The sequence below is a fragment of the Octadecabacter sp. SW4 genome (assembly GCF_008065155.1).
Classification (GTDB): Bacteria; Pseudomonadota; Alphaproteobacteria; order Rhodobacterales; family Rhodobacteraceae; genus SW4.
The window spans coordinates 742787-758111 of record NZ_CP042819.1; the positions used below are offsets into that span (position 1 = coordinate 742787).

Below are 15325 nucleotides of genomic sequence, written 5' to 3' on the forward strand. Positions count from 1 at the left end.
AAAGCGATGTCATGGTGGTAGGCAGTGTCGGCGCGCTGGGCAAGTCTGTTGCGCAGGGGCGTGTCAGATTGACCCAGAAAATTTGCAGGATTTGCGCAAATTGGGCTGCAAAGTTTTGCAAAGTTACCGAGATGCTGGGGGTTGCTGCATAGATTGGCGCTACTTTGCAAAGTTGCTTTGCATTTGTGCAGGTCAGCCGTATTGCGCGACTGGTGTGCCGGCGATGGCAGCCATGTTCAACAAACCGCGTGCGGTGATCGACGGGGTGACGATATGCGCACGGTTGCCCATGCCCATCAGGATCGGCCCCACTTCGAGCCCGCCACCCTTCATCTTGAGGATATTGCGCACGCCGGATGCTGCATCGGCGTGGCCAAAGACCAGCACGTTGGCAGCCCCCTGCATGCGGCTGCCGGGCAAAAGGCGTTCGCGCAGTTCCGCATCCAGGGCGGCATCGACGTTCATTTCGCCCTCGTAGGTAAAGTCGAGGTTCATATCATCCAGCATCGCCATCGCCTCGCGCATGCGGGTGCCGGTGTCGCAATCAAGGTTGCCAAATTGTGATTGCGCACAGAACGCGACATTGGGTTCCAGACCAAAGCGGCGCACGTGGCGGGCAGCACCAAGAACCGTCTGGACCAATTGCGCGGGCGTCGGTTCAGACCGCACATGGGTGTCGGCAATGAACAGTGGCCCGTCTTCAAGGATCATCATCGACAGGGCACCGTGAGCGCTGTGGCCATCGCGGCCCAACACATTGTCGATATAGTTCAGGTGCCAGCGGTATTGCCCGAAGGTGCCGCAGATCAGGCTGTCGGCTTCGTCTTGTTGCACCATCACCGCACCGATCGCGGTGGTGTTGGTGCGCATGATCGCCTTGGCCAGATCGGGGGTGACGCCACGGCGCGACATCAGGCTGTGATAGGCTTGCCAATAGTCGCGGTAGCGATCGTCGTTTTCCGGGTTCACGATCTTGAAATCCGTGTTGGGCTTGATCGTCAGACCGGCCCGTTCGCAACGTGCCTCGATCACCTCGGGGCGGCCAATAAGGATCGGCAGTTCTGTGGTTTCTTCAAGGATGGCCTGGGCCGCGCGCAGCACGCGCTCGTCCTCGCCCTCGGCAAAGACGATCCGGCGGGCGGCGGTAGCGGCGGCCTGAAACACGGGGCGCATCAGCAGCGCGGATTTGAACACGGATGCATCAAGGCTGGCCTTGTAGGCGTTCAGGTCCTCAAGCGGGCGTTGCGCGACACCGGTTTCCATCGCCGCCTTGGCGACGGCGCTGGCGACCACCCCGATCAGGCGCGGATCAAAGGGTTTCGGGATCAGGTAATCGGGTCCGAAGGTCAGTTCTTCGCCGTGATAGGCCGCCGCGGCTTCGGCCGATGTGGTGGCGCGGGCAAGCGCGGCGATTCCAGCGATACAGGCCAGTTGCATGTCGTCGTTGATTTCGGTCGCGCCCACATCGAGCGCGCCGCGAAAGATGAACGGAAAACACAGCACGTTATTGACCTGATTGGGAAAATCGCTGCGCCCTGTGGCGATGATCGCTCCGGGGGCGACTTCGCGCGCCAGATCAGGCAGGATTTCCGGGGTCGGGTTGGCAAGGGCAAAGATGATCGGGTCTTTGGCCATTTTCGCAACCATTTCGGGTTTCAGAACGCCGGGGCCTGACAGCCCAAGGAACATATCCGCGCCCTCGATCACCTCGGTCAGGGTAGCTGCTTTGCTACCTTGGGCGTATTCGGCCTTTTGCGGCGTCATTTCGGTTTCGCGGCCTTGGTAAACCAGCCCATCAATATCGCAGAGCCAAACGTTTTCACGCCGCACCCCCAGTTTCAGCAGCATGTTGAGGCAGGCAATGCCCGCGGCCCCGCCGCCGGTGCTGACGATCTTGATGTCTTCGAACGTCTTGCCCGCCACATGCAGCGCGTTGGTCGCTGCCGCACCGACGACGATGGCGGTGCCGTGCTGGTCGTCATGAAAGACGGGGATATTCATCCGCTCGCGACACAGCTTCTCGACGATGAAACAATCGGGTGCCTTGATGTCTTCGAGGTTAATCGCGCCGAAGGTGGGCTCAAGCGCGCAGACGATATCGGCCAGCTTTTCCGGGTCCGGTTCATTCACTTCGATGTCGAAACAGTCGATGTTTGCAAATTTCTTGAACAGGACGGCCTTGCCCTCCATTACCGGTTTTGAGGCCAGCGCGCCGATATTGCCAAGGCCCAGCACAGCGGTGCCGTTGGTGACGACGGCCACCAGATTGCCGCGTGCGGTGTAGTCGCGCGCCGTGTCGGCGTTTTCCGTAATTTCGATGCAGGCTTCGGCCACGCCCGGGGAATAGGCGCGGGCCAGATCGCGGCCGTTCGCCAGCGGCTTGGTGGCGCGGATTTCCAGTTTTCCGGGCTTGGGGAGCCGGTGATAATCCAGTGCTGCCTGACGCAGGTTATCGCGCGGTGTTTCGGCCATGATGATCCTCCCGAGAATAATGGTTTAATATTAAACCATCTTGCTTCCGTTGGGGAAGCTTGCTTCCGTTGGGGAAGCGCTGATGCGTGATTAAGCACGGATAACAGCTTCTTGCAAATCAAGAAGGTCGCGCGCAACTTACGCCAATGGACAAAACACACGAAATTCGCGCCGAGGTGGTCTTGCCCACCACATCCCTGCGTGACGATATCGGGTTTTTCACGAAAACCCTGAAAATGCGGATGGATATGATTTATCCGGCGGACAATCCCGCCGTTGCAGTGTTCAGCGGCCACGGGCTGCGGGTGCGCCTTGATCAGGGAGCGGCAGGTGCCGGCCAGTTGCAGATCAACACCGACGATCCGGATTTTCTCAAGGGCACGCAGGTCGCGCCTGGCGGCACACAGATCACGATTGGCCCGCTGAATCCGCCGCTGGTCCTGCCCGACACCGACCATGCATTTGTCGTGCGCCGCCTGACAGATCAGGCGCCCTGGGTCATTGGCCGTGCGGGCATGCATTATCGTGACCTGATCCCGACCCGTCTGGGCGGGTCGATCATCGCCAGCCATATTCGCATTCCCGATGGCGGGCCGGTGCCCGATACGGTGCATTTCCACCGCGTCGGGTTTCAGCTGATCTTTTGTTATCGCGGCTGGGTCGATGTCTTATACGAGGATCAGGGTGGCCCGATCCGCCTGCACGCCGGTGATTGCTTTATCCAGCCGCCGGAGATCCGCCATCGCGTGCTCGAGGCCTCGGACGGGATCGAGGTGATCGAGATCGGCGTGCCCGCCGAACACATCACCGAAATTGATCACGACATGCAACTGCCGACCCCCGATTTGCGTCCAGATCGCGAATGGCAGGGGCAGCGGTTTGTGCATAACGTCGGGGCAGATGCACCGTGGCATCCATTTCGCCTGACCGGCTATATTGCGCGCGACACCACCATCAATGATGCCACGAAATCCGTGGCGGGTGTGCAAGTCGTGCGGCGCGGGCAGGGGGCCACGACCCCTGCGCGCCACGATGCAGATATCCTGTTCGGCTTTGTGATGGAGGGCCGTATGACCCTGCACGGCGAGGGCAAAGAACCGTATGACCTGAGCGCGGGCGATGCCTTTGTGATCCCGCCGGATATGGTGACCCACTGGGCTGACCCCTCTGATGATTTTGAACTGCTCGAGGTCAGCTTGCCCGGCGCGTTCAAGACCATGCCAGCACGCTAAGCTTGCCCCTTGCATCCCGCCTGCCAAGACCACAGAGTCAGGCACAAGGAGACCAGCCATGAGCAGAACACAAGATCTGATAGATGCCGCGACAGCTGTGCGCGAACATGCCTATGCGCCCTATTCGGGTTTCAAGGTCGGCGCGGCCGTGCTGTCCACTGGCGGCACGGTCCACCGTGGATGCAATGTGGAAAACGCAGCCTACCCCGAAGGCACCTGTGCCGAAGCGGGTGCAATTGCCGCGATGGTCGCTGCCGGTGACGATGCCATCGCCGAGGTCGCCGTGATCGCCGACAGCCCGCTGCCAGTCAGCCCCTGTGGCGGGTGCCGCCAGAAGCTGGCGGAATTCAGCGCGCCCGACATCGTCGTGACGCTGGCCACCACGGATGGCAAGGTGCTGCATACGACTGTGGGTGAGTTGTTGCCCGGTGTCTTTTCCCAGGATTACATGGAGCGCAACTGATGGATGCCCGCGCGATCATTGCCAAGGTGCGGCGCAAGCAGGATCTGGACGCCGACGAGATCAAGTGGTTCGCCAGCGGTCTTGCCAGCGGTGCCGTGAGTGATGCGCAGGCGGGCGCCTTTGCAATGGCTGTTTGTTTGAACGGGCTGGGCGAGGCGGGGCGCGTGGCCCTGACCCAAGGGATGCGCGACAGCGGTGACGTGCTGAAATGGGATATGGATGGTCCGGTTGTCGATAAACACTCCAGTGGCGGGGTGGGCGATTGCACCTCGCTGATCCTTGCGCCCGCGCTGGCGGCTTGCGGCGTTTATGTGCCGATGATTTCGGGGCGCGGCCTTGGCCATACGGGCGGGACGCTTGACAAGCTTGAGTCCATCCCCGGCTATGACAGCAATATCACCGATGCACAGTTGCGCAAGATTACCCGCGAAGTGGGCTGCTGCATCATTGGCGCGACAGGATCGATCGCGCCGGCTGACAAACGGCTTTATGGCGTGCGCGATGTGACGGCAACGGTGGAAAGCATCGACCTGATCACCGCGTCCATCCTGTCAAAAAAGCTGGCGGCGGGGCTTGGCGCGTTGATGCTGGACGTCAAGGTCGGCAGTGGTGCCTTTATGAAAACGCCGGATGACGCGCGCGCGCTTGCACGTTCGCTGGTGGACACTGCCAATGGGGCGGGCTGTGCCACTGCGGCCTTTATCACCGATATGGATCAACCGCTTGCGCCGACCCTTGGCAATGCGCTCGAGGTGGGGACCTGCATGGAGGTGCTGGCCGGAAACCGGCTGGCCGCGCCGCGCCTGCACGATCTGACTGTCGCCTTGGGGGGGCGATTGCTGGCGCTGGTTGGCCACGGTGAGGGCGAAGCCGAGGAGATGATTGGCGATGCCATTTCATCGGGTCGCGCGATGGAGCATTTCGCCGCGATGACGGCCGCGCTGGGCGGTCCGCCCGACATGGCCGACGACTGGCACACGCATCTGCCCAAAGCCCCAGTTGTGGGCGAGGTTCCGGCCCCCGAAAGCGGCCATATCAGCGCGATCAACGGTGAAGCGCTGGGTTTTGCCGTGGTCGATATGGGGGGCGGGCGGCGCGTGGAGACCGACAGGATCGACCCCGCCGTGGGGCTGTCCGAAGTGGTGATGCTGGGCACCAAGGTGACCCGCGGCGATCCGCTTGCCGTGATCCACGCCGCCGACGAGGACAGCGCCCAAGCTACAGCGCGGGCCGTTTTGGCGGCGATCACCATCGGCGATGCACCGGACCTGCCCGACCTGATCCGCGAAAGGATAGAGTGATGCCTCGTGCCTTTTTGGTTGTGATTGACAGTGTTGGCATTGGCGGCGCACCCGATGCCGACCAGTTTTTCAACGGCGATGTGCCGGATACCGGTGCCAACACGGTGGGCCATATCGCGCGCGAATGTGCCGCCGGGCGCGCCGATACGGGGCGCAGCGGGCCGCTGCATGTGCCGACGTTGGATGCGCTGGGTCTTGGCGCTGCGCTCAAGCTGGCAAGCGGTGACGCGGCTGACGGATTGGACGCCACACCGACCGGTGCCTATGCGGCTGCCACCGAAGTGTCGCGCGGCAAGGACACGCCCTCGGGCCACTGGGAAATCGCGGGCGTTCCGGTGCCCTGGGACTGGCACACATTTCCCGACACCGACCCCTGCTTTCCCGACGATCTGGTCGTGCAGGTCTGTGAAACGGCGGGCACCGGTGGCATTCTTGGCAATCGTCACGCATCCGGCACCGTGATCCTTGACGAAGAAGGCGCGCGCCACATGAAAACCGGCTGGCCGATTTGCTACACCTCGGCGGATTCCGTGTTCCAGATTGCCGCGCACGAGGAAACCTTTGGCCTTGATCGCTTGCTGGATCTGTGTCGCGCACTTGCGCCCACGCTGCATGCCATGAAGATCGGTCGTGTGATCGCCCGCCCCTTTGTGGGGGACGCCCAAAGCGGGTTTCAGCGCACGCCGCATCGCCGTGATTTTGCGATTGCACCACCCGCGCCAACCCTGTGCGATTGGGTCAAGGATGCCGGGAGAAAGGTCCATGCCGTTGGAAAGATTGGCGATATTTTCTCGATGCAGGGTATTGATGACGTGGTCAAGGGCAAGGATATTGACCTGATGGGCCATTTGAATGCGCTGGTGGACGGGGCAGAGGACGGGTCGCTGACATTCGCCAATTTTGTCGAGTTTGACAGCGAATACGGCCATCGCCGCGACCCCGCCGGATATGCGCGCCACCTCGAATGGTTCGATGCCGAACTGGCAAAAATCCTGCCGTGCCTGCGCCCCGATGACATGCTGATTGTCACCGCCGATCACGGCAATGACCCGACATGGGTCGGCACCGATCACACCCGCGAACGGGTGCCGGTTCTTGTGCATGGCGCAGGCACAAGGGACTTGGGGCATGTCGGGTTTGTTGATATCGCTGCCAGCGTGGCGCAGCATCTGGGCGTGCCATCACAGGGAACCGGAAAGACATTTCCATGACGTTCAACTCCATGCCAAAGGTCGAATTGCACCTGCATCTGGAGGGGGCCGCACCGCCTGCGTTCATCGCTGGTCTTGCCCGTGAAAAAAGCATCGATATCAGCGAGATATTCGATGAAAACGGCGGCTATGCCTATCGCGATTTTGAACATTTCCTGCGCGTTTATGAGGCTGCTTGCACCACGCTGACCGGCCCCGAGGAATTTTACCGTCTGACCAAGGCGGTGCTGGAAGAAAGCGCCAGCCACGGCGTTGTCTATTCCGAAACCTTCCTGTCGCCCGATTTTTGCGGCGGTGGCGATCTGTCTGCCTGGCGCGACTATCTGGCGGCGATGGAAATGGCCGCCGACGAGGCCGAGCGCGATATGGGTATCACGCTGCGCGGCATCATTACCTGCATCCGCCATTTCGGCCCCGAACAGGCCAAAACCGCCGCCAAATGCGCCGCTGAAACCAAGGGCCGCTTCATCACCGGCTTTGGTATGGCGGGGGCGGAAATGGTCGGACGTCCGGGCGATTACGCCTATAGTTTCGACATGGCGCGCGAGGCCGGATTGCAACTGACCTGCCATGCGGGCGAATGGGGCGGGCCGGATATGGTGGCCGACACGATCCGCGATCTGCGGGTTGAACGCATCGGCCACGGAATCAATGCGATCAAAGACCCCGCGCTGGTCGATCAGATGGCGCAAACAGGTGTCGTGCTCGAGGTTTGCCCGGGGTCAAATGTTTTTCTCAAGGCGTCGGGGGGCTGGGCCGATCACCCGATCAAACCCTTGCGCGATGCAGGCGTCAAGGTGACGGTGTCGACCGACGATCCACCGTTTTTCCACACCACGATGACGGATGAATTTGTAAATCTGGCCAAGACATTCGGCTGGGACGACAGCGATTTGCGCGCGCTTAACGAAACCGCCCTTGCGGCGGCGTTCTGTGATGAGGACACCCGCGCCAAGATCGCCAAAAAGCTGGAGGCCACATGAGCGAACACCTGACCCACGTCACCCACCCGTTGGTGCAACACAAGCTGAGCCTGATGCGCGACAAACACACGTCCACCGCCGTTTTCCGCCAGCTTCTGCGCGAGATTTCGCAGCTGCTGGCCTATGAGGTCACGCGCGATCTGCCGCTGACCACGCGCCGGATCGAGACGCCGATGGAATCGATGGACGCCCCGGTCCTGGATGGCAAAAAGCTCGCGCTGGTGTCGATCTTGCGGGCCGGAAACGGGTTGCTTGATGGGGTGCTTGAACTGGTCCCATCGGCCCGCGTCGGTTTTGTCGGGCTTTACCGTGACGAAGAAACCCTGAAGCCGGTGCAGTATTACTGCAAGCTGCCCGAAGCGCTCGAGGATCGCCTTGTGATCGCCGTTGATCCGATGCTGGCGACCGGAAATTCATCCGTGGCGGCAATGGATTTGCTGAAAGAAGCGGGCGCGACCAACATCCGGTTTTTGTGCCTGCTGGCCGCGCCCGAGGGAATCGCGCGTATGAAAGAAGCCCATCCAGATATCCCCATCGTCACAGCGGCTGTGGATAACTGCCTCAACGAGCATGGATATATTGTTCCGGGGCTAGGTGATGCGGGTGATCGGATGTTTGGCACAAAATAGCGGCCCAAATTGGTGCTCATTTGGCGTCAATGGCTTTACTTATTAGCTATTGTTCGCCATTCTAACCCCATATCTTGTGGGGGCAGTATGAAGACGCGTGTATTTTTGACAGCGACAATCGTTGCGATGGGTTTGGGTGGTGCTGCAATGGCGCAGGCGCTGCGTAACGCCGATGGACCCGCGGAAACGCCGCCCGCGTCATTTACTGCCAACCAATATGTGGATAGCCGTGGCTGCGTTTACATTCGCGCTGGTATTTCCGGAAATGTGACATGGGTGCCGCGTGTGAACCGGTCGCGCCGACAGCTGTGTGGCTTTGAACCGTCGCTGGGTGGGGCAACGCAGGTCGCTACGGCAACGCCGACCCCAGCGCCTGCACCAGTTCCAACGCCAACACCCCAAGCACCTGCACCGACACCTGTTGTGGCCCCGGCGCCGCAGCCTGCGCCCGCTGCCCGGCAAACGCCCCCCGCCGCCATTCCGCAACCCGCGCCCGTGACGCCCACGCCGCGCGTGGTCGCAACGCCTGCACCGGAACCTGCGCCGCGCACAATGACCCGCTCGGAGTTTTGTGAAGGGCGCAGTGGACCGCAACCCGGTTTCATCAGCGACCGCACGGGCGAGACGATCGTTTGTGGTGCGCCAGCCGTTACCCAGGTGGCCGCAGTTGTTCCCCCGACGCTGCAACCAACGCCCGCTACCGCGCCGCAACCAACCCCCGCCACCGCTTCGCGACCACGGCTGAGCCGGGCCGAGGCCTGTGCCGATAGTGCCGCGACGGGTCGTCAATATGCCAGCACCCTGACCGGTGCGTTGCTGCAATGCGGCCCGCAAACCGGCGCGGTCATCAGTGCCAGCGTCGCGGGCACAATCGGCTCCGGCCCCCTTGTGGCCCCGTCCGGGCGCACACCCGTTAATCGCGCAACGGCCTGCGCCGATATGCAAGCCACCGGGCGGCGCTATGTCAGTACCTCCACGGGTCTGCCGCTGGATTGCGGTTCGCAAGGCGGGATCATGGCCGCACTCTTTGGTTGGGGGCGCACGCCAACGGTGCCGACGACTCGCGCTGTGCAGCCTGAAATGCTGACCTATGGGCGCACGCTGGGCACCGCCGCCGCGCCACGGTCCTGCACCAGCATCGGCATGACGGGCGGCACTGGCTATGGATTGAATTGCCAGACCAGCCCGGAAATTGTGACACGCTCGGCACGGGGGTTTGGCCGCACACCACCCTATTCGAATCCCGAATTTACAGGCGCCTGGACGGCGGCGCGCGCGCCCGTGACGCCCGATGGTTATACCAAGGTTTGGGATGATGGGCGCCTTAACAGCCAGCGCGGCCTGCCCGAAGGAAACGCCCAAGGTCTGCGCCAGCCGGAGGCAACACCTGCCACGCGGGTGTCAACGCGGTCGGTGCAGCAACCCGCCGCGACTGCGGATCGGTTTGTGCAGGTTGCGACCTATGCCTCGCGCGCGGATGCGCAACGGGTCGCACAGGGTCTGCGCGCCCAGGGTCTGCCCATGCGGATCGGCGTCTATACGCGCGGAGGCACTGAATACCGGATCGTCATGGCGGGGCCGTTCAATTCGGCAACAGCCTTGCAAAGCGCGCTGAACACCGTGCGCGGCGCAGGTTACAGCGGCGCAAGCACCCGCAACTGATTTCTCCCGGGGAAAGGCCCTGCACCAGCTACGCAGGGTCTTTTCTTGTCTGGACCTAACTGCAAATCCCTTGCAGGCTGATCCATTCCCCATCGTTCAGGATTGCAGGCGCCTCGCGCCCCTGCATCGGGTCGGCCTCGATCAATCCAAGGGTGGTTTCACCGGTCTTGTCGACAGCAAAGGCAAAGGGCGTGGACGGGATCTGCGCGGCTTCGAACAGCGGTATCAGCGCATCATCGGGCGGGCGTTGCGGTGGTGACGCGATCAGCACTTCGGCATAAGCGCGTAACGTCTCTGAATCCAGATCGCCGGTGGTCAGCAATTGAAAGGTTGCGCGCACGCCGACCTCTTTCAGCAGGGTGGCCAAAGGGTCCTGCACCCGCAATCCGGCGGCAGCGGCGATGGCATGGCCTGCGACGGTCGCGGGATCTTCGGTATCTTCGACCAGCGCGCGGTTCATCACGATGATGCCGCCGGGCAGGTATAGCGCCTGCTGCACGCCAGCCGGCACAACGACGATCTGGCCGCCCGCATCGCGCCCAAGTGCGCGGGTGCGCAATTGGTTCAACGCCTGCGTGCCAAGCTGGCTGCGACAGGTCGGGCCGGTCACCCGCTGGATATGGCCCAACAACGTGCCGCCAATTTCCGAGCGTTTCACCGCAGGCACCACGGAAACAGTTTGTCGGATCAAGGCGTCAGGCAGCCAGAACACCGCCAGCGCCGCAACCGCCGCAACCGACAGCCCAAGCCCGAGATAGCGCAGCCGTTTGGGTTTGGGGCGCTGTTTCTCAACGGTTTTGCGCACCTTTTCGATCGCCGCGATCATGGTGTCGTCTTCGATTTCAAGGGTTTCGGTCGCCTCGGGGTCGGGGCTGAAAATCGCCGGGCGCTCGCCCACATTCAGCCGTTCAATCGCTGGTAGCGACCAATGCGCCAAGGCGCGCTCGGCGCTATCGGAAATTACCAGCGTTGCATCGCCAAAGGACACGATGACATCGCGGCGCTGGGCGTCGGCATCTGCGCGCCACAACCCGCCGCTTTCCAGCCGCGCATATTCTTTAAGTGCCGTCATGGGGCTGCCCTGCCACCTTTGTTTTACGGTATCTTAGGGCAGGTCTTTGCGAAAGGACAGGGACTTTGCGTCAGCGCAGCATCTTGCGCAGCTCGAACTTTTGAATTTTGCCGGTCGATGTTTTCGGCAGTTCCTGAAACACCACCTTCTTGGGGCATTTGAACCCGGCCAGTCGTTCGCGCGTAAAGGCAATAAGCGCGGCCTCATCGACGCTATGACCCGATTTCAATTCGACAAAGGCGCAGGGCACTTCGCCCCATTTGTCGTCGGCCATTGCCACCACAGCGCAGAGGTTCACATCTGGGTGGTGCATCAAGGCGCCTTCGACCTCGACGCTGCTGATATTTTCGCCGCCCGATATGATGATGTCCTTGGCGCGGTCGGCGATCTGCATGTGACCGTCGGGGTGCTGAATGGCCAGATCTTCGGAATGAAAATAACCGCCCATGAATGCCTTTGCCGTGGCCTCGGGGTTTTTCAGATAGCCCTTCATCACGGAATTGCCGCGCATCACGATCTCGCCCTGCGTCTTGCCATCCATCAAGACCTGCGCGCCGCTGTCATCCACGACGGTCACGTCTTCCATCATCGGCATGGCAACCCCCTGACGCGCCTGAATGGCGGCCTGTTGATCGCGGGGCAGGGTATCCCAATCATCGTTCCACAGGCATTCGGTGACATGGCCATAGGTTTCGGTCAGCCCGTAAACCTGCGTGACATGGAACCCCAGTTTGCTGATCGCGGCGAGGGTGGCTGCAGCGGGCGGCGCACCTGCGGTGAACACTTCGATCGTGTGATCAAAAGTGCGGCGGTCACTGTCCGCTGCGTTGACCAGCAGGTTCAACACGATGGGCGCGCCGCCAAAATGCGTCACCCCTTCGTCGGCAATCGCACAGTAGATCGCGGCCGCCGTCACGTCGCGACAGCAGATCGCCGTGCCACCAATGACCGGCAGCATCCAAGTGTGGTTCCAGCCGTTGCAATGAAACAGCGGCACAATCGTCAGGTAGCGTGGATGCAGCACCATGCGCCATGAAATGGGCGTGCCCATCGTCATCAGATAGGCCCCGCGATGGTGATAGACCACGCCTTTGGGCCGCCCGGTGGTGCCGGACGTGTAATTGAGCGCAAGGCTTTCCCATTCATCCGTGGGCATGATCCAGTCAAATGCCGGATCGCCGGTTTCAAGGAAGGTTTCATAATCCATCTGTTCGCCGATTTCGGGCACGCCTGCCTCAATATCGGGGACTTCGATGACCAGCGGGGCCGGGCCGTCCATCAGGTCAATCGCGGCCATCGTGAGGGGCAGGAACTGGCTGTCGGCCAGCACCACCTTGGCGCCACCGTGATCGAAGATATAGGCGATCGTGTCCGCATCAAGCCGGATATTGATCGTGTTGAGCACCGCACCGCAGGCCGGGACGCCAAAAGCGGCTTCGCATTGTGCGGGGACATTGGGCAGAAGCGTAGCGACAACATCACCCGGGGCAACACCGGCCAGTTGCAGCGCCGATGCCAGTTGCGAAACCCGCGCGTGATACTGTGCATAGGTGCGCCGGGTTGTGCCATAGACCAGCGCCTCGTGACCCGCGAAAACCCGCGCGGCCCGTTGCAGATGGCTCAGAGGCGTCAGCGGCACATGGTTGGCGGCACATTTTTCCAGGCCGGTTTCGTCTTGCATCCATCCCATCGCGCATCCCCTCCCTGCGGAATCATTTTCCAGACTCTAGCGCAGGTTTGCGGATCTGGGAAAGCAATTGTCAGACATTTAACGCAAGCGGCGTGTCGCCTTTGGCATTGCAACTGGCGGCGGCGCTGGCGAAAGTCGGGGCGGAGGGTGACTCATGGCGCAGACCGAACCATTCAAGGCAACGGTATTCATCATGATCGGCATGCTGACGCTGGGGTTGTCGGACAACTACGTGCGGATGATCTCGGCTGATGCGGGGTTGTGGCAGTTTCACGCGACCCGTGCGGCGATGACCTTGCCGCTGATCATCATTGCATCGGGCCTCGGCCTCGGGGCGTTGCGCCCCAAGCGTCCGCTTGCCGTGTTGGGCCGCAGTAGTCTCATTGCGCTGTCGATGCTGATCTATTTCGGCTGCCTTGCGTTCCTGCCCATCGGGGTGGTCGTCGCGGGCCTGTTCACCGCACCGATTTTCGTGTTGTTGATTTCGGTCCTGTTTCGCGGTGAAGGAATCGGCGTCCTGCGCTGGTGCGCTGTGGCCGTGGGTTTCGTCGGGGCCCTGCTGGTGATCCAGCCCACCGATGGATCGCTGACGGCCCTGTCATTCGTGCCGATCATCGCTGGTTTGCTATATGCCTGCGGGGCGGTTGCCACGCGATCATGGTGCGAAGGTGAAGGGACGGCTGCGCTCGTATTGGGCTTTTTCGCCACCCTCGGCATTTTCGGGCTGCTGGGCATGGCTGCGCTGGCGATCTGGCCGCAGGACGTGGCGGCGGGAAATGACGGTTTTATCGCACGCGGGGCGGTGCCGTTTACCAGTGATTTCCTGTTCTGGACGGCGGTGCAGGCCTTGGGCGCAATTATCGGCATCGGCTGCCTGACCAAGGCCTATCAGATTGGCGAGGCAAGTTTTGTGGCGATCAACGAATACTCACTGATCGTCTTTGCATCCTTCTGGGCCTATCTCATCTGGGACGAAACGCTGGGCTGGCTGGCGGTGGTCGGGATTGTGCTGATCGTTGCTTCGGGCGCGGTGATCACCTTGCGGGCGCGGCGCGCATGATTATCTCGCGCGGGCGCCGCTATATCTTTGTGCATATCCCGAAGACCGGCGGGACAGCGATGGCGCTGGCCCTCGAAAATCGTGCGATGGCGGATGATATCCTGATCGGCGACACGCCCAAGGCCAGGCGGCGCAAGGGGCGGCTGAAGGGTCTGCGCACGGCGGGGCGGCTGTGGAAACATTCCACGCTGGCAGATGTCGAAGGATTGGTGACGCGCGCCGAACTGGCCGATTTCATGACCTTCACGCTGGTGCGCAACCCTTGGGATCGCGCGGTCAGCTATTACCATTGGTTGCAGGATCAGGGGTTTGACCACCCCGCCGTGCAACTGGCGCAAAGTCTGTCGTTCGCCGCGTTTATCGCCCATGAACACACCCGCACCAGCCTGCGCGACGCCCCCTATACTGCCTATATGCGCGATGGCGCGGGGCAGGAACATTGTAGGCATTATCTGCGTCTTGAATATCCTGCGGACCTTGACCCGGTCGAAGGCCACCTTGGGTTCACGATTGATATGCCCCGCGCCAACACATCGGACAGGCGCGCCGATTGGCATAGCTATTATGATGCGACGACGCGGGGAATCATCGCCGAATGTTGCGCCGATGATATTGCCCGCTTTGGCTATTCCTTTGATGATTCAGCCTGATCGTTTCGTATTTTAGTCAAATCGTCGGAATTGCGTGCGATTGGCGTTAACCATCATCCAATGCCCCAATCTTGCCTTTTTGTCGGCCAAGGACGGTCGCGGGAATCACCGCAACTGGTTTCAAGAAAACGACACGGTCGCTGCCGCACCGGAAAAATAAGGGATGGGAAAATGCTTGCTTGGAACAAAGCCACTTGGGGACGCGCCACTGCACACAACACGCTGCGTGATGTGACGACCGGTATTATCGCCGGAACGAAAGTGGCCACCGAAATGGGGTGGCGCGTGGTCGAGGCCGTGACTGAGGGCGACAAGGTGCTGACCTTTGATGGCGGGCTGCAAACCGTCATTTCGGTGCGCCGCGACCTGATCAGCGCTGATCCCAACGTCACGCCAATGGCCCATTGGCCGCTGGATGTGCCCGCCGATGCCCTTGGTAACCGCGAGGCCATGCGCCTATTGCCGGCACAAAGCATTCTGGTCGAAAGCGACACTGCCGAAGACGTGCTCGGTGATCCGTTCGCCTTGATCCCTGCTGCCAGCCTTGACGGGTTTCGTGGTATTTCGCGCCCCTTGCCCGGCGGCGAGATCGAGATCGTGCATCTGGAATTTGCGCAGGACGAGATCGTGTTTGCCAACCTTGGCGCACTGTTCCTGTGCAAGCGTTCGGCCTCGGTGCTGAGCGACATGCTGAACGAAACCGCGCAAAGCCCGTATCAGACGCTGAGCGCGGAGGAGGCAGATGTTCTCGTGGGTTTTCTTGAGGTCGAGGACGAGGGACGCCGCGCGCCTGCCCGTCCTGCCACGCACATGATGGTTGTCGCGGCCTGACCCAATCCAAGGATCCGCGCCTGCGGGCCTTTCCCCAGATTGGGCCAAGGGCAAGGATAGATTGCCCCC

13 protein-coding genes are annotated in these 15325 nt (G+C 61.5%); 10 read left to right on the forward strand and 3 right to left on the reverse strand.

Going from position 1 to position 15325, the window contains the following annotated elements:
• Positions 1–192 precede the first annotated feature (192 nt).
• Complete coding sequence (locus FTO60_RS03785) at positions 193–2472, reverse strand: NADP-dependent malic enzyme (protein WP_148054725.1); 2280 nt, start codon at positions 2470–2472, stop codon at positions 193–195.
• A 146-nt stretch (positions 2473–2618) separates the two neighbouring features.
• Here FTO60_RS03785 and FTO60_RS03790 point away from each other — a divergent pair, with 146 nt between their 5' ends.
• From FTO60_RS03790 to FTO60_RS03820, 7 genes are all read left to right on the forward strand, one after another.
• On the forward strand, positions 2619–3704 hold the full coding sequence (locus FTO60_RS03790) for a cupin domain-containing protein (protein WP_148054726.1): 1086 nt from the start codon (positions 2619–2621) through the stop codon (positions 3702–3704).
• Between the two features lie 58 nt (positions 3705–3762).
• On the forward strand, positions 3763–4167 hold the full coding sequence (locus FTO60_RS03795) for a cytidine deaminase (RefSeq protein WP_148054727.1): 405 nt from the start codon (positions 3763–3765) through the stop codon (positions 4165–4167).
• The gene (locus FTO60_RS03800; protein WP_148054728.1) at positions 4167–5468 is read left to right on the forward strand and encodes a thymidine phosphorylase; all 1302 of its coding nucleotides are present in this window, start codon (positions 4167–4169) and stop codon (positions 5466–5468) included. The genes FTO60_RS03795 and FTO60_RS03800 overlap by 1 nt, the downstream gene beginning before the upstream one ends.
• Positions 5468–6679 carry a phosphopentomutase gene (locus FTO60_RS03805; protein WP_148054729.1) on the forward strand — a complete coding sequence of 404 codons (1212 nt, stop codon included), beginning with the start codon at positions 5468–5470 and terminating at the stop codon, positions 6677–6679. The genes FTO60_RS03800 and FTO60_RS03805 overlap by 1 nt, the downstream gene beginning before the upstream one ends.
• Positions 6676–7662: an adenosine deaminase gene (locus FTO60_RS03810; protein WP_148054730.1), complete on the forward strand. Its 987-nt coding sequence runs from the start codon at positions 6676–6678 to the stop codon at positions 7660–7662. The genes FTO60_RS03805 and FTO60_RS03810 overlap by 4 nt, the downstream gene beginning before the upstream one ends.
• Positions 7659–8291 (forward strand): uracil phosphoribosyltransferase, encoded by a 633-nt coding sequence (upp, locus tag FTO60_RS03815; RefSeq protein WP_148054731.1) that lies wholly within the window; start codon positions 7659–7661, stop codon positions 8289–8291. Before FTO60_RS03810 ends, upp begins: the two co-directional genes overlap by 4 nt.
• 87 nt (positions 8292–8378) lie before the next feature.
• The gene (locus FTO60_RS03820; RefSeq protein ID WP_254696877.1) at positions 8379–9953 is read left to right on the forward strand and encodes an SPOR domain-containing protein; all 1575 of its coding nucleotides are present in this window, start codon (positions 8379–8381) and stop codon (positions 9951–9953) included.
• A gap of 55 nt (positions 9954–10008) precedes the next feature.
• Here the strand turns inward: FTO60_RS03820 and FTO60_RS03825 are convergent, their stop codons facing one another.
• Positions 10009–11025: a hypothetical protein gene (locus tag FTO60_RS03825; RefSeq protein ID WP_148054732.1), complete on the reverse strand. Its 1017-nt coding sequence runs from the start codon at positions 11023–11025 to the stop codon at positions 10009–10011.
• Between the two features lie 70 nt (positions 11026–11095).
• Entirely contained in the window at positions 11096–12715 is a 1620-nt protein-coding gene (locus FTO60_RS03830) for an AMP-binding protein (RefSeq protein ID WP_148054733.1), read from the reverse strand.
• A 154-nt stretch (positions 12716–12869) separates the two neighbouring features.
• Between FTO60_RS03830 and FTO60_RS03835 the strand changes: the two genes are divergently transcribed.
• From FTO60_RS03835 to FTO60_RS03845, 3 genes are all read left to right on the forward strand, one after another.
• Positions 12870–13775, forward strand: a complete 906-nt coding sequence (locus tag FTO60_RS03835) for a DMT family transporter (RefSeq protein WP_148054734.1) — start codon at positions 12870–12872, stop codon at positions 13773–13775.
• Positions 13772–14425: a sulfotransferase family 2 domain-containing protein gene (locus FTO60_RS03840; protein ID WP_148054735.1), complete on the forward strand. Its 654-nt coding sequence runs from the start codon at positions 13772–13774 to the stop codon at positions 14423–14425. Before FTO60_RS03835 ends, FTO60_RS03840 begins: the two co-directional genes overlap by 4 nt.
• Positions 14426–14596: 171 nt before the next feature.
• Positions 14597–15256, forward strand: a complete 660-nt coding sequence (locus tag FTO60_RS03845; RefSeq protein ID WP_172623791.1) for a Hint domain-containing protein — start codon at positions 14597–14599, stop codon at positions 15254–15256.
• Positions 15257–15325: the final 69 nt, after the last annotated feature.